Source organism: Kutzneria chonburiensis (assembly GCF_028622115.1).
GTDB lineage: Bacteria > Actinomycetota > Actinomycetes > Mycobacteriales > Pseudonocardiaceae > Kutzneria > Kutzneria chonburiensis.
Genome location: NZ_CP097263.1, coordinates 3,948,084 through 3,963,832, shown reverse-complemented (window position 1 = coordinate 3,963,832; position 15,749 = coordinate 3,948,084). Strand labels below are relative to the sequence as shown.

Genomic DNA, 15,749 nt, shown 5'->3' with positions numbered 1-15,749 from the left:
AGCGGAAATCTGTCTCGGATCGTACGCCGGCGTCGGACAAGGAGCTCAGAATGTCGGAAAAGAGCCTGCAAACGTCTGCCGAAGGAGGACCCCGGTGTCCCACCCCGCCACCGACCTGCTGCCCTCGGCCACCCCCGTCCGCTACCTCGCCGAAGACGGCACCACCGTCGACGGGCCCGCCGGCTACACCCAGCCGAGCGTCGAGGAGCTGCGGGAAGCCCACCGCCGGATGGTGGTGGGACGCCGCTTCGATGCCCAGGCGACCGCCCTGACCAAGCAGGGCCGGCTTGCCGTCTACCCGTCCAGCCGCGGCCAGGAGGCGTGCCAGATCGCCGCCGCCATGGTGCTGCGCCGGGACGACTGGCTGTTCCCGACCTACCGCGACAGCATGGCGATGGTCTCCCGGGGCATGGACCCGGTCGAGGTGCTCACGCTGCTGCGCGGTGACGCGCACTGCGGGTACGACCCCAATGCGGCCCGGGTCGCCCCGCAGTGCACTCCTCTTTCCACGCAGACGCTGCACGCCACCGGGCTGGCGTATGCGATGCGGCGCAAGGGAACCGACGACGCGGTGCTGGCGCTGATCGGCGACGGCGCGACCAGCGAGGGCGACTTCCATGAGGCGCTGAACTTCGCCGCCGTGTTCGAGGCGCCGGTGGTCTTCCTGGTGCAGAACAACGGTTACGCGATCTCGGTGCCGCTGGAGAAGCAGAGTGCCGCGCCTTCGTTGGCGTACAAGGGAGTCGGCTACGGCGTGCGTTCCGAGCAGGTCGACGGCAACGACCCGGTGGCCATGCTCGCCGTGCTGCACAAGGCTTTCGAGCACGCGCGCGCCGGCAAGCCGTTCCTGATCGAGGCCCACACGTACCGCATCGAGGCGCACACCAACGCCGACGACGCCACCCGCTACCGTGACAGCGACGAGGTCGACCGCTGGCTGGACGCGGATCCGTTGGCCCGCCTGGAGAAGCACCTGCGGTCCATCGGCGCGCTGACCGATGAGGACGTGGCCGCCGCGCAGGCCGAAGGCGAGCAGCTGGCCGCCGACCTGCGCAGCCGGATGAATGCCGAGCCGCACCTCGACCCGATGACCCTGTTCGACCACGTGTACGCCCGGCCCACCACGCAGCTCGTCGAGCAGCGCGACCTGCTGGCCACCGAGCTCAAGGCCCAGGAGGGCTGATGGCCGCCACCACCATGGCGCAGGCGCTCAACCGTGCCCTGCGCGACGCCATGACGGCCGACGAGCGGGTGCTCGTCTTCGGCGAGGACGTCGGCCAGCTCGGCGGCGTCTTCCGCATCACCGACGGCCTGACCAGGGACTTCGGCGAGCAGCGCTGCTTCGACACGCCGCTGGCCGAGGCCGGCATCGTCGGTTTCGCGCTGGGCATGGCCATGGGCGGCTTCAAGCCCGTCGTCGAGATGCAGTTCGACGCCTTCGCCTACCCGGCGTTCGAGCAGATCACCTCGCACGTGGCCAAGATGCGCAACCGGACCCGTGGGCACCTGACCGTGCCCATGGTCATTCGGGTGCCGTTCGCCGGCGGCATCGGCGGCGTCGAGCACCACTGCGACTCGTCCGAGGCGTATTACGTGCACACGCCGGGGTTGAAGGTGGTGACGCCGGCGACCGTGAACGACGCGTACACGTTGCTGCGCGAGGCCATCGACGACCCGGACCCCGTGATCTTCATGGAGCCGAAGAAGCTGTACTGGTCCAAAGAGGACATCGAGCTCCGGCACCTCGACGAGCCGCTCGGTCACGCCGCGATCCGCCGGCACGGCAAGGACGCCACCCTGATCGCGTACGGGCCGTCCGTGCCGGTTGCCCTCCAGGCGGCCGCCGCGGCCGCCGAGGAGGGCATCGACCTCGAGGTGATCGACCTGCGCTCCCTGGTGCCGTTCGACGACGACACCGTGATGCGGTCCGTGCGGCGGACCGGGCGCTGTGTGGTCGTGCAGGAGGCGTCCGGCTTCGCCGGTTTCGGCGCGGAGATCGTCGCCCGGATCCAGGAGCGCTGCTTCCATTCGCTGGCCGCGCCGGTGATCCGGGTGTCCGGCTTCGACATTCCTTATCCCGCACCGATGTTGGAGCACGCGCACCTGCCAAGCGTCGACCGCGTGCTGGACGCCGTCGACCGGCTCCAGTTCACCGACGAGCCCGACCACCGCTATCTCACGGGGGCTCATTCATGACCACGGAGCAGCTGTTCCGGCTCCCCGACCTGGGGGAGGGGCTGACCGAGGCCGAGGTGCTGGGCTGGAAGGTGGCCGTCGGCGACACCGTGCACGTCGACCAGGTGGTGATCGAGGTCGAGACGGCCAAGGCCGCCGTCGAGGTGCCGGTGCCGTTCGAGGGCACCGTGTTGAAGCTGTTCGCCGAGGCCGGGGCCGTGGTGTCGGTGGGGGAGCCGCTGATCGCCGTCGGCGCGGCGGTGGCCATCGAGGAATCCAGCCAGGCCAAGGAGTCCGGCTCCGGGAACGTGCTCATCGGGTACGGCACCAAGGAGGACCAGCCGCGCGCCCGTCGCCGCCGGGCCAAGGTCGCCACCGTGGCCCGCCCGGCCGAGCCCGCCGTCGCCCAGGCCCCCAAGGTGATCTCCCCGTTGGTGCGGAAGTTGGCCCGGGACAACGGGATCGACATCGCCACCCTCACCCCGTCCGGCCCGGACGCGATCGTCCTGCGCAAGGACGTCGAGGCCGCCATCGCCCGGCCCGCCCCCGCCGTCGACGGCGAGCGCATCCCGCTCAAGGGCATGCGTCGGGCGATCGCCGACAAGCTTTCCCGCAGCCGCAGCGAGATTCCCGACGCCACCACGTGGGTCGACGTCGACGCCACGGGGTTGATGGACGCCCGCAAGGTCATCGGCGTCGGCGTGTTGGCCCTGATGGCCCGCATCTGCGTCGCCGGCTTGGCCCGGTATCCCGAGCTCAACGCCACCGTCGACACCGAGCGCCAGGAGATCGTCCGGCTGCGGTCGGTCAACCTCGGCTTCGCCGTCCAGTCCGACCGCGGCCTGGTCGTGCCCGTCGTCCGTGGCGCCGACCGCCTCACCACCCTCGAGCTCGCCGCCGAGCTCACCCGCCTCACCGACCTCGCCCGTGCCGGTTCCCTCGGCGTCGAGGACATGACCGGCGGCACCTTCACCCTCAACAACTACGGCGTCTTCGGCGTCGACGGCTCCACGCCCATCATCAACCACCCCGAGGCCGGCCTCCTCGGCGTCGGCCGCATCGTCGACAAGCCGTGGGCCGTCGACGGCCAGCTGGCCGTCCGCAAGGTCACCCAGCTCTCCTTCACCTTCGACCACCGCGTCTGCGACGGCGGCGTGGCCGGCGGATTCCTCCGCTACGTCGCCGACTGCGTGGAGAACCCCCTCACCCTGCTGAAGGGCCTTTAGCCTGCTCGAATTCGCCACATGCGCTTCCTATGTGGCACCAGACGCCACATAGGAAGCGCATGTGGCGGTTTGGCGGCGAAAAAGGCGGCGGGGATGTCCCCGCCGCCTTATGCCTTTACGGACTATTGCCGGCCGAGCGGCCCGGGCGGGCCGTCGCCGCGGTCGCCGCGCTGACCGGGGCCGCCACGGCCGCGGCGGCGCAGGTAGCGCTCGAAATCGGCGGCGATGGCGTCGCCGCTGGTCTCGCTGAGCTGGTTGTCGGCGTCGGCGTCGCCGCGCTCCTCGAGGGCACGGACGTAGTTGCGCACGTCCTCGTCCTCCTCGGCCATCTCGGTGACCGTCTGCTCCCACTCCTCGGCCTGCTCGGGCAGCGCGCCCAGCGGCACCTCGATGTCGAGGGCCTCCTCGACACGGTGCAGCAGCGCCAGCGTGGCCTTGGGGGCGGGCGGCTGCGAGACGTAGTGCGGCACGGCGGCCCAGAACGAGATGGCCGGCACGCCGGCCTGCACGCACGCGTCCTGGAACACCCCGACGATGCCGGTCGCGCCCTCGTAGCGGGAGCTCTCCAGCCCGAACTTGGCCGCCGAGTTGGCGTCGTAGGCCATGCCGGTGACGGGCACGGGGCGGGTGTGCGGCGTGTCCATCAGCATGGCCCCGAGCGTCACGACGGTGGTCACGCCCAACTGCTCGACGTAACCCATCAGCTCGGCGCAGAACTTGCGCCACCGCATGTTCGGCTCGATCCCGTGCACGAGCACCACGTCGACGGACGATCCCGGCGGCCGGCACACCGAAAGCCGCGTGGTCGGCCAGTCGATCCGCCGGGTGATGCCCTCGACCATCCGGACCGTGGGTCGGGTGACCTGGAAGTCGTAGTAGTCGTCGGGATCGAGTTCGGCCAGCGGAGTGGCGTCCCACGTCAGTTCGAGGTGCTCGATCGCGGTGCTGGCGGCATCGCCGGCGTCGTTCCACCCTTCGAAAGCGGCCACGAGGACGGGGTCGGTGAGCTGACGCTGCTCGGCCGAGGCGCCCTCTGGGTTCAGGTCCGGATCGGTCACCGGCCCAGCCTACGACCTGGGCCGCCGCCGACTCGTTCGGTGCACCTCATAACCGCCCGCGCGTCGCAACGCCGCCCCCTCGGCGCAGGGGTGTGGCGCTGGCCGCACCGCCCCCGGGAAAGGCCGGTCCGCGGGGTCCGCTCGGTTACGGTTGGCTGGCCGATGCAGTTCGACAGGCGGGAGTCAGGCGTGCGCAGGCCGGCGGCGGTCTTGTTCGACATGGACGGCACTCTGATCGACTCCGAGAAGGTCTGGGACGTCTCACTGGCCGATCTGGCCACCAGCCTCGGCGGCGTGCTGACGCCGGAGACCAGGGACATCATGATCGGGTCCAACATGGACCGGACCATGGTGCTGATGTTCGACGACCTCGGGCTGCCGCACGACCGGCTGGCCATGGACGAGGGCGGGCGATTTCTCACCAAGCGAACAGAGGAGTTGTTCCGGGAGGGCCTGCCGTGGCGGCCGGGGGCGGCCGAGCTGCTCGTCGCGGTTCGCGAAGCCGGCCTGCCGACCGCGTTGGTCACGTCGACCGAGCGGGCGCTGACCGAGGTCGCCTTGGACACCATCGGCCGTGACTTCTTCGACGTGACCATCTGCGGCGACGAGGTGGACGGCCGGAACAAGCCGCTGCCCGACCCGTACCTGAAGGCGGCCCGGCTGCTGGGCGTCGACCCGGCCGACTGCTTGGCCGTCGAGGACTCGCCGACCGGCTCCCGGTCGGCCGCCGCGGCCGGCTGCACGGTGCTGGTCGTGCCGTGCGACGTGGACGTGCCGATCGGCCCGGGCATGGTGCACCGCGACACGCTGGTCGGCCTGGACGTGCCGGCTCTCGGGGCGCTGCTGGCGCGCTGATTCGGCCCCGCCGGCTGGTATATCACTCGTTCGGCTGGCATTCTGGCTGGTACTACCGGGGACGGGACGGGCGCCGCGGGCCGATCGGGCCCGCGGCGCCCGATTTCTTTCCGTCATATTTTGCGAAACGAGACAGGACCGTTTTTTCGGTGTGGCGGACGCGACCATCGGCGGAATTGCCTTACCGATGGGTAGCGGATCTCCTTGACGGCACGTGTATTTCCGTGCCGACGACAGGAGCCGCCACCTTGAGGGCGTCCATCCGCACCAGCGCCCCCGTGCGCCACGCCGCCATGCTCGGCATCGGCGCTTACCGGCCCCGGCTGGTCGTGGACAACGACCAGGTGGCCGGGCTCATCGACTCCTCGGACGACTGGATCCGCACCCGCTCGGGCATCCGCTGCCGGCGGTGGGCCGGCGAGGACGAGACGATCGTCCACATGGCCACCGCGGCCGCCCAGGAGGCGATCGAGCGCAGCGGGGTGGACCCGGAGCGGATCGGCTGCGTGCTGCTGGCGACGATCTCCAACCTCAGGCAGACGCCGGCCGCGGCCAGCGAGGTCGCCACCCGCGTCGGCGCGGTCAACGCCGGCGCCATGGACGTCTCCGCCGCGTGCGCCGGCTTCTGCTACGGCCTGGCGCTGGCCGCTGACATCGTGCGTGGTGGCAGCGCGTCGCACGTGCTGGTGATCGGGGTCGAGCGGATGACCGACCTGATCGACGACCGGGACCGTGGCACCGCCTTCCTGTTCGCCGACGGGGCCGGCGCGGCCGTGGTCGGCGGCAGCGACGAGCCCGGCATCGGGCCGGTGGTGTGGGGGAGTGACGGCAGCCAGGCCGAGCTGATCAGCCAGGACCACAGCTGGCTGGACTGGCGTGACCAGCTGGCCAAGGACCCGTCGACCGAGGCGCCCGCGCTGCGCATGAAGGGGCAGGCGGTGTTCCGCTGGGCCACCGTCGAGATGGCCAAGGTCGCCCGCCGCACCCTGGACGCCGCCGGCCTCGACGTCGCCGATCTGGACGCCTTCATCCCGCACCAGGCCAATGACCGGATCACCGAGGCGCTGGCCCGGTCGCTGCGGCTGCCCGCGTCCGTCGCCGTCGCACGGGACGTCGTCGAGCAGGGCAACACCTCCGCCGCGTCAATTCCGTTGGCCATCGACACGCTGATGGCCAACGGGACCGTCCGCAGCGGCGACCGGGCCCTCCTGCTGGGTTTCGGCGCTGGTCTGAGCTTTGCGGGGCAGGTCGTCGTACTGCCCTGACTTGTTGCACATGAGTTGCAATTAGCCAACGAGTGAACTGATCCGGTGCTCCGCGCGAAGTGATCTGGTGACCCGACTCGCGCCAGTTCGCACCTTTCGTCTGGAGACCCGGATCATGACAAGTCTTTCCCCAGTGTCGCGCCGCAAGCTCTTCCGCGGCGCGCTCGCCGTCGGCGCCGCTGGCGTGGTCGGCGGCGTCGCCGTCGAGGCGTTCACCACCGGCGCGTCGGCGCAGACCACCTCGCAGGCCTCGGGTGAGCCCGTGGTCGCGCACGTGCGGGACGTCGCGTCGGGGGACATCGACCTCTTCGTCGGCACCCGGCTGGTCCGGATCAAGGACCCGCAACTGGCCGCCCGACTGGCCCAGGCCGCCCGCTGACGAGGAGATCAACCGTTGTCATCGCACCGCGAAGCCCCCGAGATCTCGCAGGACCCGGTCGCCGACTCGGCCGACCTGTACGCGTTCGTCAGCCCCGATGTGCCCAACACCGTCACGCTGATCGCGAACTACGTGCCGCTCCAGTCGCCGGCCGCCGGCCCCAACTTCTGGGAGTTCGGCGAGGACGTGCTGTACGAGATCAACATCGACAACGACGGCGACGGCCAGCCGAACGTGACCTACCAGTTCCGGTTCTCCACGGAACTGGGCAACAACAACACGTTCCTGTACAACACCGGCCCGATCGAGTCGATCGACTCCAAGAACTGGAACCGCAAGCAGTTCTATGACGTGACCAAGGTCGTGCACGGCAACAACCAGGCCACCGCGCAGACCATCGGCAAGCACCTGGCCAGCCCGCCGTGCAACATCGGCCCGCTGTCCACCCCGAACTACAACGGGCTGGCCCAGCAGGCCGTGCACGACCTCGGCGGCGGGCGGAAGGTGTTCGCCGGGCAGCGTTCCGACGGCTTCTACGTCGACCTCGGGGCGATCTTCGACCTCGGCCGGCTGCGCCCGTTCGACGCCGCGCACAACAACTTCGGGCTGGCCAAGCTGGTCAACTCCGGTGGCGTCAACGCCACCAAGGACCTCAACGTGCACACCATCGCCCTGCAGCTGCCGATCTCGGATCTGACCCGTGGTGGCTACAACGCCAAGGACGTCAACAATCCGGCTTCGGTCATCGGCGTGTGGACGGCGGCCAGCCGGCAGCAGGTCAAGCTGTGGGACGACGTCAAGCGCAGGCACGAGTACTCGGGTCCGTGGAACCAGGTGTCGCGGCTGGGCAATCCCCTCGTCAACGAGGTGCTGATTCCCATGTCCCGCAAGGACGAGTGGAACCGTTCGCAGCCGTCCGACGACAAGAACTTCGCCCAGTTCGTCACCAAGCCCGAGCTCGCCGGCCTGCTTCCGGTGCTCTATCCCGGGGCCTTCCCCAACCTGGACGCCCTCAACAAGTCCGGCAAGTCCCGTGACGACCTCGCCGCCGTGCTGCTGACCGGTCTTCCTTCCGGTGTGGTGAACGGGTTCCAGAACAACACCGGTCACACCCAGGCCGACATGCTGCGCCTGAACACCGCCGTCCCGCCGGCGGCGAAGCCCAACATCCTCGGCCTCGTCGGTGGTGACGCGGCCGGCTTCCCCAACGGCCGCCGCGTCTACGACGACGTCGTTTCCGTCGAACTCCGGGCCATCGCCGGCGTGACCTTCGCCCTCATCGACAAGAACTTCAAGCCCGACGCCGTCGCCGGCCAGCTCACCGACGGGCTGACCCCGGCCAACCTCAACATCCCCTTCATGCCCCATTTCCCGTACCTGGGCATTCCCCACGACGGCTTCGACGACCCGGCGAAGTAGGAGCGGATTCCCTTGGCCTCCAGCCTCGTTCTCGACATCGGCGGCGACATCGGCGCCCTCGTCATCCACACCGGCCCCGACCTCGACTCCGCCGAGATCGAGCTCAGCCCGGTGGGTTTCGACCACCAGCGCTTCCACAACCAGGTCCACGCCCGGCACCTGCCCGAGGGCGTCCGCCACAACGCCGTCTTCCCCCGCGTTCAGGCCGGCGAGTACACCGTGTGGCGCGACCACTCCACCGCCCACGGCACCGTGCTGGTGGAGGGCGGGCGGGTGGCGGAGTACACGTGGTGATCTGAGCCGCCCCCGAACCAATCCAACCAGATCAACCTGGCAACGCCGGTCGTCGCGGTCGTTCAAGATCGCGTAGACCGGCGTTGCCAGGTTCACGGAGTAAGCTTGAAGTCGGGGGCTGCTCAGTTCGGCGGCAGGGCGTTGCTTGTCCGACCCACCCGCCACGGTGCCCAGAATCCCTTGCCTCACTCCGCTTCGTCCTTGCGTTATCCGGGCGAACCCTCCGCCAGCACGTGCGCGCAGCGCAGCGACGGGGTGATTCCCGGCGCGTCGAGCCACCCGGGATCGCTGGCCTCGTCCCAGGTCGTGATGTCTTCGGCAACTGCCAGCGCGCGGCCATCGTCGGCGCGGAGCAATGCCACCGCGAGGTCGAGATAGGCGCCGGCCTGCGTGCCGGCGCACTCGGCGGCCATGAGCTCGATCTGTGGAAGGATTGCGCTGCCGTGGTGGGGATACTGCCCGGCGAGGCAGGCCAGCCAGTACCGCGCCGCCGCGGGCTCGGCCGTCCATCGGTCCAGCAGCGCGGGCAGTTGGCGTCCGACCGCGACGTGCACCTCGGCGGTCCATGCCGCCGGCTGCGGCAGCCGCCCCGCGACGGCGGCCCGGTCGGCGCGTCCGATCAGCGAGTCCGCCCACCGGTCCGTGGCCCACAGCAGGGTGCGGTACAGCTCAATGCGTTGGGACACCGACAACGCCGGCAGCTGGGCCAGCAGCGCCACGGCCGGCGCGGTCGCCGAGTAGCAAGTTCCTTGGTGTAGCACGTCATCGCCAACCAGTTCGCCGAGAACGTCCGACCAGTCGTCGCCGTTTCTCACCAGGGCATGCATCAATCCCGGTACGTCGTCGGCCGCGCCGTGGGCGTGCCTGAGGCTCGACCAGTCGACGGCGTCGATGTCGGCAGTGGTCAGCCTGCCGCCGATGACCGTGTCCGGCCGCAGCGGCAGATTCGCCGGCGGGGGCGTGGGTTTCAGCACAATCGTCGGACGCGGAGGACGTGCGCCAGGGTTGCGGTGCACGATCTCCTGCCCGTCCTGCTCCTGCCGGAACTGAGGCAGCATGGTCACGTCGAACTGGGCACCGCCGTCCGCGTACCCGCCGTAGGCCCGAGCCATCCGTCCCGCTGCCCGCGCGACAGCATCCATGGTGCGCTGCCCGGTGGTGGTGTTGTCGTACGGGCCTTCGTCCAGCGCCGTTACCACCCATCCGCCGCCCTGCCGGGGATTGACGCCGACGGAAGGGAAGCCGTATTCGGACAGTTCCCTCGCGAACGTCCGTGCGGATTCTTTGCCCGGCAGCACGAAAAACCGGTAGCCCGCCCACCCCATCGGCCTTGCCCCTTCGCTCGGTGGAGGAGAACGTACCGCTTCGCCGGCAGCTGGCCACGCAGCGCCTATAGCCTCTGCTGACCAATGGTCAAGAACAACGACCGTCAGTTGTCCTGACCGTCAACAACCAAGTCGGACAACGGGATCTGCAAGGTGGCCGGCCCGTCGTCATGCTCGACGACCAGGGTGAGCAGGCGAGCGTGATCCGACGGCCCGGGGTGAACGCCCGGTTCCTGGCGTGCAGCGACTGCACCAACGTGCCGCTCCCGCCGGCGTCACGATACTGCGTGCCGGCGTCGTCCCAGCCCTTCCACTTGAGGGCCTGCGAGAAGCACTCCGTCATCCGGTGATCCTCGCCGCCGTGCGCGAGGTTGAGGCGGAGCAACGTCGACCACACCTCCAGGCTGATCAGGTTCTCCACCACGTGACCGACCTGGAATGTGCGGCCCACCAAGGGAAGCACGCGCCGCAGCACGGGAGCGGGCGGTTCGTCGATGGCCCGCATCCACTCCGGCCGTACGACCCCGGCCAGCCCGCTGCCGGAACCGCCGAGCAGCTTCTCCGCGCGCATGACCCGCAGCAGCCCGGCCTGTTTGAGCGTCTCGTCCAGGTCCGCGAGGATCCGCTCCATGTCCGACCGGGCGATCGCCCCCGCCGCCAGCAGCCCGAGCGCAATCCCGCGCACCTCCGACCGGTCCAGCGTGATCCGCTGCGGGACAGCGAATCCGTCAGCGATCAGCTTCTCCAGATAGGCCCGCCCGTCCATGACGGCAACGGTAAGCGGCCCAGCCACCCGACGGGCGCAGGGGAGCAGCTGTGTCCGACGAGGAGCGTTACTTCTGCCCGGATGGACCCGGGGCGGCTACTTCAACCGCCAGGAATAGCAGCGCCTTTCCCAGCTGCCAGGCGGCGTGAACCGTCCACCGCTCGCGCGAAGGACCACCGGATCGCGGTTCTCGAGATCGAGCCGGTCGCCGACGAGCAGGAAAAGCGGGCGGTCCAACACGAAGGTGAGCCCGTCGTCCGTCTCGAGCTCATTGGCGAGCACCAGCCGCTCGTTCGGCGTCACTCCGTCGGCGATCAGGCGCATGGCCGAATGATCGCACCTTCCACCGACCACGCAGAGGCAGTTTCCTACGCCCGATGGCAATCGTCGGAACAGTGACTCGCGACGGGCCGGTTCACAGCTGTTGGGGTGGCGGCCCGAGGAGTTCGATGGTGTGCCGGGCTGCGGCGTGGCCCAGAGGATGGGCAGCGGTTCGAAGGTCAGCCCGGGGAGATCGTCTCGGTGAGACCGATGGCGGTGGCCGTGAGCAGACGGCTGAGCCTGGGGGCGAAGTCGAAGGCGACATGGCCCCACTGCGGCACCTGCTCGTACAGGCGGGCGAGTGTGGGGGTGGGGTGGGCCACCTGCCAGAAGTTGGCGGCGAACGCGAGTGCGGCCGGCAGCAGGTTCTCGATCTGCTCGCGCGTCATGACGCTGGCCTGGTCGAGCGCCTGCACGATGTCGTCGTGGGCGGCGAAGGCGTTGATCTTGTATCGGCGAGCCCGCTCGATGTCGACGTCGCCTTCCAGGCTGAGTGGAACGTGCGTGAGCAGGTCGCAGAAGAGGGGCAGCGCGGCGATGGTGTCGCCGAGCACGGCGGCCGTTCGGCTCGGGTCGAGCCCGGTACGCGGCCCGATCTCGGCGCGGATGGCGTCACGCCACTGGTGCCAGCCGCGCTCGGCCAACTCCAGCAGCAGTTCCTCCTTGCTGGCGAAGTAACGCCGAACGCCCGATGGATGCAGCCCGGCGCGCTCGGTCACCGCGGCCAGCGTGATGTGACGCGCGCCGCCTAGCTCGACGGCAAGGGCCTGTGCCGCAACGAGAAGGTCCTCGGCGCGACGGGCCTTGTCCTCGGCGGATCGGGCTCGCTGCTGCACGTCCGCCACTATAACGCACGCAACATGCGTTAGGCCGGCAGGTCGTGCTACGGTCGTCATAACGCAATCGACATGCGTTATCTGATCAGGAGGGAACCGTCATGAAAGCCGTGCAGGTCACCAGGTTCGGCGATCCGTCCGTGCTCGCCGTCGCCGAGCTGCCGGATCCGACACCGGGCCCGGGCCAGGTCGCGATCGACGTCACCCATGCGGCCGTCGGGCTCGTCGACGTCTACCTGCGGCAGGGGGTGTACAAGCACCGCGAAGGGCTGCCGCAGCCGCCGTACGTTCCCGGCCTCGAAGTCGCCGGCACGGTACGAGCGCTCGGCGACGGAGTCACCGGCTTCGCCATCGGCGAGCCAGTCGTGGCCCTGTCCGGCAGTGGTTCCGGCGGGTACGCATCGGTGTACGTCCGGGACCAGGCCTACGTGGTGTCCACCGCGGGCTATGACATCGATCCCGGCCTGGCCGTCGCCGTCGTCCCCAACGCGATCATGGCCCACGTCGCCCTGACCCGCGCCGCCCGCATGTCCACCGGCGAAAGCGTCTTGATCCACGGCGCACTCGGCGGTTTCGCGTCAGCGTTCCCCGGCATGGCGCGGCACCTCGGTGCCTCCCGAGTGGTCGGCACCGTCCGCACCGAGAAATTCGGCGCCACCACCGCGCTGCCGTACGACACCCTTGTCGACTCCGCCCAACTCCCCGACGCCCTCGCCGGCGAGAAGTTCGACGTCATCGTCGACCCCGTCGGCGGCACCGTCCGCACCCAGAGCCTCGCCCTGCTCGCACCCCTCGGCCGTCTGTTGTTGGTCGGCAACGCCAGCGGCGACTGGGACCATCGGATCGACAGCAACGGGATCTGGTACGGCACCGTCTCCGTCACCGGATTCAGCGCCGGCGCCTACCTGCCGTCGCACCCCGAGACCATCCGCCCCGCCGCCGAGGCCGCCCTGACCACGGTTACCGCCGGCCTCGCCGACACCAAGATCGAGGTACTTCCCTTCGCCGACGCCGCGACCGCCCACGAGCGCCTGGAACGGCACGAAGTCAACGGCCGCATCGTCCTGACCCCGTGAGCGACGGCTTCGGTCAGCGGCCAGTGAAGTGGCCAGCCACCATCGACGAGCACGCCGTGGGCTCGGGCATCAATCGATGGCACGTGCCGGGCCCGTACCGATCTGGCCGGCGTAACGGCACACCGGAAGACGCGATGCCTTCGGCGGGCCTGTCGGTATGACGGAGGGAGCCGGACGGTGGACGAATTGCGGATCACCGTTCTGCCAGCGGTATCCGACGAACGCGGTCTGAGCGTGTCGGTGCTGACCAGCTGTCTTGCGTGGGTCCAACCCGTGCAGGATCTCCACTTCGCCTCCATCCGAACGGGCGCGATCCGTGGCAACCACTTCCACATCGGCAAGCGTGAGGCGATCGCCGTGGTTGCCACGGACCACTGGTCGCTGCACTGGGACACGGGCTCAGGCACCGAAGCGAAGCACCGTACGTTCGCCGGCGACGGCGCGGTGCTCGTCGAGATACCGCCGTTGTGGGCGCACGCGATACGCAATGAGGGCAACGCCGATCTCTGGATCGTCGCGGTCAGCGATCGCCCGTACGAACCCGGCGAGACATCGCCCCGCAAGCTGGTCGGTTCGTCATAAGCGCCTCCGAATTTCGAACGTTCTGCCACATCAGCGAATACGGCGCCGACGGCTATCGGAATCTGCACCGGATGATCGCGGCCAGCACCGCCCTCGTGCTGTGGGCGCCGTCGAGCACCCTGCTGTCGTCCGACGGTTGCAAGGTCGGCGAGCGGGAGTACGTCGACTACGTGACCGCCGGGCATGTTCGGGTGATCGCCCGGGAGAACTGGCTGATATCGCGACGGTTCCGTGACAGTCACCCGTGGGCCGAGGGCGCGCCCTGGATTCCCCTCGTCGACGACGAGATCCGGCGTATCGCGGAGGAGGACGCGACCAAGCCGATGCCGCAGCGTCGGGTGATCATCGCACCGGCGGAGGCCGGCAAGGAGTGGGCCGAACAGTACGTCGTCGAGAATCCGTCGGTGCTCAGGGCCGTCGAGCGGGTGGTTCACCGTGGTGCCGACGACCTTCCCGCCGGTGTGTTGGAAACCGCTCACCGCTATTCGTCCGATCCTCGTGGGGCGGCCGTTCAGGTGCTGCGCCAGGCGTACAACCATGGCGATGCCATTGCTGCCTCCGGCGCCACCGCGCCGTTCTTCCTGGCCAACCAGGACAGCAAGTTCCTGCGGTGGATCGCCGAGTTCGACAGTTCCGGCGATGCGCTCCCGGCAACGCGGCGGCGGCGGTCGGCCCATCAGGACTATGCGCGGCTCGCCGATGAACTTCTCGACCTGCTGCGCACGCTCGATCTTGTCGGTGACGTGTCCGACCTCCGTCGGTTCGTCGGCTCCGAAGGCCACGCACAGTTGGCCAACTGGTACGCCAGGATCTGTGAATGTGCCGCGGTGGAGGATCCGTCTTCGATCGAAGGCAAGCTGTACCGCGAGTTGGCCCGAGACCTCGACGATGCCCGCCTGAGCAACACACTGCGGTCCTGGCTGGCGAAAAAGAGCCGGCAACCGAGTTTTCGCTCGGTTTGTCCACCGGTCTCGCCGGTCTCGCCTTCGACGGTCCGACCGTGCTGTCCATTGCCGGTGTACTGCTGGGTGCGCTGCCGGTCGGCAGGGGCTTGCTGAAGCGCCTGGGATTCGTCGCCGCGGACTACACCGGCATGCAGTGGCCGTTTCTCTACACCTTTGGTCGGAACGCCTCCGGTCGCCGTGTTGGCCGGCTGCGAAGGGCTCTGGGGTTACCGCCGAACGGTGATACGGGCTAAGGGGGCGGGTGGGGCACAAAAGCCACACCCGGCCCATACGTCAAAGCCGAGGCCTAAGCGGCGAATACGGCGTGGACGGCGGCGGCCCCGGTTTCCTCGGCGCGGCGGAGGCGGGGGATGTTGGTGGTGAGACCGTTGATGCCGCAGTCGACGGTGGGGCGCAAGGCCAACAAACCCTTGCCGGTCAACAGCTGCATGGCGGTGGCGTGCTTCTGGGCCCGGCGGCGCAAAGCCTCGGCGACTACGGGATCGAGGCCGCGGGCGACGACGGACATGAGGGGGTGCTCGCCGCCCTTGGGGGACTTCTCGGTGGGGGCACGGGAAAGCAGCACGAGGACGTGGGTGGCGGAGCTCTCGATGGCCCGTTCGATGGCGATGGGCTCGGCGACGGAGCCGTCGATCCACTGGGCGCCCTGCAAGGAAATGGCGGGACCGCAGAGGAAAGGGACGCAAGAGGTGGCGCAGAGGGCAGCGCGCCAGTCGTCGGCGGAGGACAGGCCGGTGAGCTCCTCGGCGACGCCGGTGTCCAGGCGGGTGGCGACGGTGCGGACGGGGATGTCGGACGACGCCAACAGGGAGTAGTCGAGGGGCTTGGACTTCTCCAACACGTGCTCGACGAGGTAGTCGAGGCTGATCAACGGACCGCGGCCGGTCAAAGCACGGCGGTAGTTGATGAAGTCACGGGACGCGAGGTCCTCGTAGTACACGGCGCCGGCCTTGGAGCCCTTGCCGACGGCCAGGGCCACGGCGGAGAAGGCGCCAGCGGAGGTGCCGTAGACGTCGTCGAAGGCATTGCGGAGGCCCAGGGACTCCAGAGCGGAGACCATGCCGCCGGCGTAGACGCCGCGCATGCCGCCGCCCTCGACGACAAGGGCCACCCGAAGCCCGTCGTCACGCTGCCCAGGCCTGCTGCCGGCGGCCCGCCGAGTGCGCAACACGTCCAGTACGTCCCGGTCGCCGTGCACGAAGTCCAA

The 15,749-nt window shown here is 69.3% G+C and carries 17 protein-coding genes; 11 read left to right on the top strand and 6 right to left on the bottom strand.

What is annotated here, in order from left to right; genetic code table 11:
* Window positions 1-94 precede the first annotated feature (94 nt).
* Genes pdhA through M3Q35_RS17730 form a run of 3 tightly spaced genes read left to right on the top strand, consistent with a single transcriptional unit; the run spans window position 95 to window position 3,401 of the window.
* Entirely contained in the window at window positions 95-1,183 is a 1,089-nt protein-coding gene (gene pdhA, locus M3Q35_RS17740; protein WP_273942958.1) for a pyruvate dehydrogenase (acetyl-transferring) E1 component subunit alpha, read from the top strand.
* Window positions 1,183-2,196: an alpha-ketoacid dehydrogenase subunit beta gene (locus tag M3Q35_RS17735; protein WP_273942957.1), complete on the top strand. Its 1,014-nt coding sequence runs from the start codon at window positions 1,183-1,185 to the stop codon at window positions 2,194-2,196. Before pdhA ends, M3Q35_RS17735 begins: the two co-directional genes overlap by 1 nt.
* Complete coding sequence (locus tag M3Q35_RS17730) at window positions 2,193-3,401, top strand: dihydrolipoamide acetyltransferase family protein (RefSeq protein ID WP_273942956.1); 1,209 nt, start codon at window positions 2,193-2,195, stop codon at window positions 3,399-3,401. The genes M3Q35_RS17735 and M3Q35_RS17730 overlap by 4 nt, the downstream gene beginning before the upstream one ends.
* Before the next feature lie 122 nt (window positions 3,402-3,523).
* Here M3Q35_RS17730 and M3Q35_RS17725 read toward each other — a convergent pair whose 3' ends face one another.
* Window positions 3,524-4,459: a PAC2 family protein gene (locus M3Q35_RS17725; RefSeq protein ID WP_273942955.1), complete on the bottom strand. Its 936-nt coding sequence runs from the start codon at window positions 4,457-4,459 to the stop codon at window positions 3,524-3,526.
* A 162-nt stretch (window positions 4,460-4,621) separates the two neighbouring features.
* Between M3Q35_RS17725 and M3Q35_RS17720 the strand changes: the two genes are divergently transcribed.
* From M3Q35_RS17720 to M3Q35_RS17700, 5 genes are all read left to right on the top strand, one after another.
* Window positions 4,622-5,314 carry an HAD family hydrolase gene (locus M3Q35_RS17720; RefSeq protein WP_273942954.1) on the top strand — a complete coding sequence of 231 codons (693 nt, stop codon included), beginning with the start codon at window positions 4,622-4,624 and terminating at the stop codon, window positions 5,312-5,314.
* A gap of 248 nt (window positions 5,315-5,562) precedes the next feature.
* Window positions 5,563-6,579, top strand: coding sequence for a beta-ketoacyl-ACP synthase III (locus tag M3Q35_RS17715; RefSeq protein ID WP_337960599.1), 1,017 nt, complete (start codon window positions 5,563-5,565; stop codon window positions 6,577-6,579).
* Window positions 6,580-6,712: 133 nt separating this feature from the next.
* Window positions 6,713-6,958, top strand: a complete 246-nt coding sequence (locus tag M3Q35_RS17710; protein WP_273942953.1) for a hypothetical protein — start codon at window positions 6,713-6,715, stop codon at window positions 6,956-6,958.
* A 15-nt stretch (window positions 6,959-6,973) separates the two neighbouring features.
* Window positions 6,974-8,377, top strand: a complete 1,404-nt coding sequence (locus M3Q35_RS17705) for a DUF4331 domain-containing protein (protein ID WP_273942952.1) — start codon at window positions 6,974-6,976, stop codon at window positions 8,375-8,377.
* A gap of 12 nt (window positions 8,378-8,389) precedes the next feature.
* The gene (locus tag M3Q35_RS17700; protein WP_273942951.1) at window positions 8,390-8,671 is read left to right on the top strand and encodes a hypothetical protein; all 282 of its coding nucleotides are present in this window, start codon (window positions 8,390-8,392) and stop codon (window positions 8,669-8,671) included.
* Window positions 8,672-8,877: 206 nt separating this feature from the next.
* Here M3Q35_RS17700 and M3Q35_RS17695 read toward each other — a convergent pair whose 3' ends face one another.
* The 4 genes from M3Q35_RS17695 to M3Q35_RS17680 form a co-directional block, all read right to left on the bottom strand.
* Window positions 8,878-9,996, bottom strand: coding sequence for a hypothetical protein (locus M3Q35_RS17695; RefSeq protein ID WP_273942950.1), 1,119 nt, complete (start codon window positions 9,994-9,996; stop codon window positions 8,878-8,880).
* 88 nt (window positions 9,997-10,084) lie between these two features.
* Window positions 10,085-10,762, bottom strand: coding sequence for a hypothetical protein (locus M3Q35_RS17690; RefSeq protein ID WP_273942949.1), 678 nt, complete (start codon window positions 10,760-10,762; stop codon window positions 10,085-10,087).
* Window positions 10,763-10,858: 96 nt separating this feature from the next.
* Complete coding sequence (locus tag M3Q35_RS17685; RefSeq protein ID WP_273942948.1) at window positions 10,859-11,086, bottom strand: hypothetical protein; 228 nt, start codon at window positions 11,084-11,086, stop codon at window positions 10,859-10,861.
* Between the two features lie 176 nt (window positions 11,087-11,262).
* A complete protein-coding gene (locus tag M3Q35_RS17680) occupies window positions 11,263-11,919 on the bottom strand; it encodes a TetR family transcriptional regulator (RefSeq protein WP_273942947.1) in 657 nt (218 codons plus the stop codon).
* A 101-nt stretch (window positions 11,920-12,020) separates the two neighbouring features.
* On the opposite strand from M3Q35_RS17680, the gene M3Q35_RS17675 reads away from it, so the two are divergent.
* The 3 genes from M3Q35_RS17675 to M3Q35_RS17665 all read left to right on the top strand — a co-directional run bounded on the left by M3Q35_RS17675 (window position 12,021) and on the right by M3Q35_RS17665 (window position 14,635).
* The gene (locus M3Q35_RS17675; protein ID WP_273942946.1) at window positions 12,021-12,995 is read left to right on the top strand and encodes a quinone oxidoreductase family protein; all 975 of its coding nucleotides are present in this window, start codon (window positions 12,021-12,023) and stop codon (window positions 12,993-12,995) included.
* A gap of 177 nt (window positions 12,996-13,172) precedes the next feature.
* Window positions 13,173-13,577: a polysaccharide biosynthesis C-terminal domain-containing protein gene (locus M3Q35_RS17670; RefSeq protein WP_273942945.1), complete on the top strand. Its 405-nt coding sequence runs from the start codon at window positions 13,173-13,175 to the stop codon at window positions 13,575-13,577.
* 170 nt (window positions 13,578-13,747) lie between these two features.
* Complete coding sequence (locus tag M3Q35_RS17665; RefSeq protein WP_273942944.1) at window positions 13,748-14,635, top strand: hypothetical protein; 888 nt, start codon at window positions 13,748-13,750, stop codon at window positions 14,633-14,635.
* A 193-nt stretch (window positions 14,636-14,828) separates the two neighbouring features.
* Here the strand turns inward: M3Q35_RS17665 and M3Q35_RS17660 are convergent, their stop codons facing one another.
* Window positions 14,829-15,740 (bottom strand): patatin-like phospholipase family protein, encoded by a 912-nt coding sequence (locus tag M3Q35_RS17660; protein WP_273944377.1) that lies wholly within the window; start codon window positions 15,738-15,740, stop codon window positions 14,829-14,831.
* Window positions 15,741-15,749 lie beyond the last annotated feature (9 nt).

What these genes read in the sequence shown, in the direction of transcription:
- M3Q35_RS17735 (WP_273942957.1), top strand. Translation starts at nt 1,183, where the DNA reads ATGGCCGCCACCACCATGGCGCAGGCGCTCAACCGTGCCCTGCGCGAC.
- M3Q35_RS17730 (WP_273942956.1), top strand. Translation starts at nt 2,193, where the DNA reads ATGACCACGGAGCAGCTGTTCCGGCTCCCCGACCTGGGGGAGGGGCTG.
- M3Q35_RS17720 (WP_273942954.1), top strand. Translation starts at nt 4,622, where the DNA reads ATGCAGTTCGACAGGCGGGAGTCAGGCGTGCGCAGGCCGGCGGCGGTC.
- M3Q35_RS17695 (WP_273942950.1), bottom strand. Translation starts at nt 9,996, where the DNA reads ATGGGGTGGGCGGGCTACCGGTTTTTCGTGCTGCCGGGCAAAGAATCC.
- M3Q35_RS17690 (WP_273942949.1), bottom strand. Translation starts at nt 10,762, where the DNA reads ATGGACGGGCGGGCCTATCTGGAGAAGCTGATCGCTGACGGATTCGCT.
- M3Q35_RS17685 (WP_273942948.1), bottom strand. Translation starts at nt 11,086, where the DNA reads ATGCGCCTGATCGCCGACGGAGTGACGCCGAACGAGCGGCTGGTGCTC.
- M3Q35_RS17675 (WP_273942946.1), top strand. Translation starts at nt 12,021, where the DNA reads ATGAAAGCCGTGCAGGTCACCAGGTTCGGCGATCCGTCCGTGCTCGCC.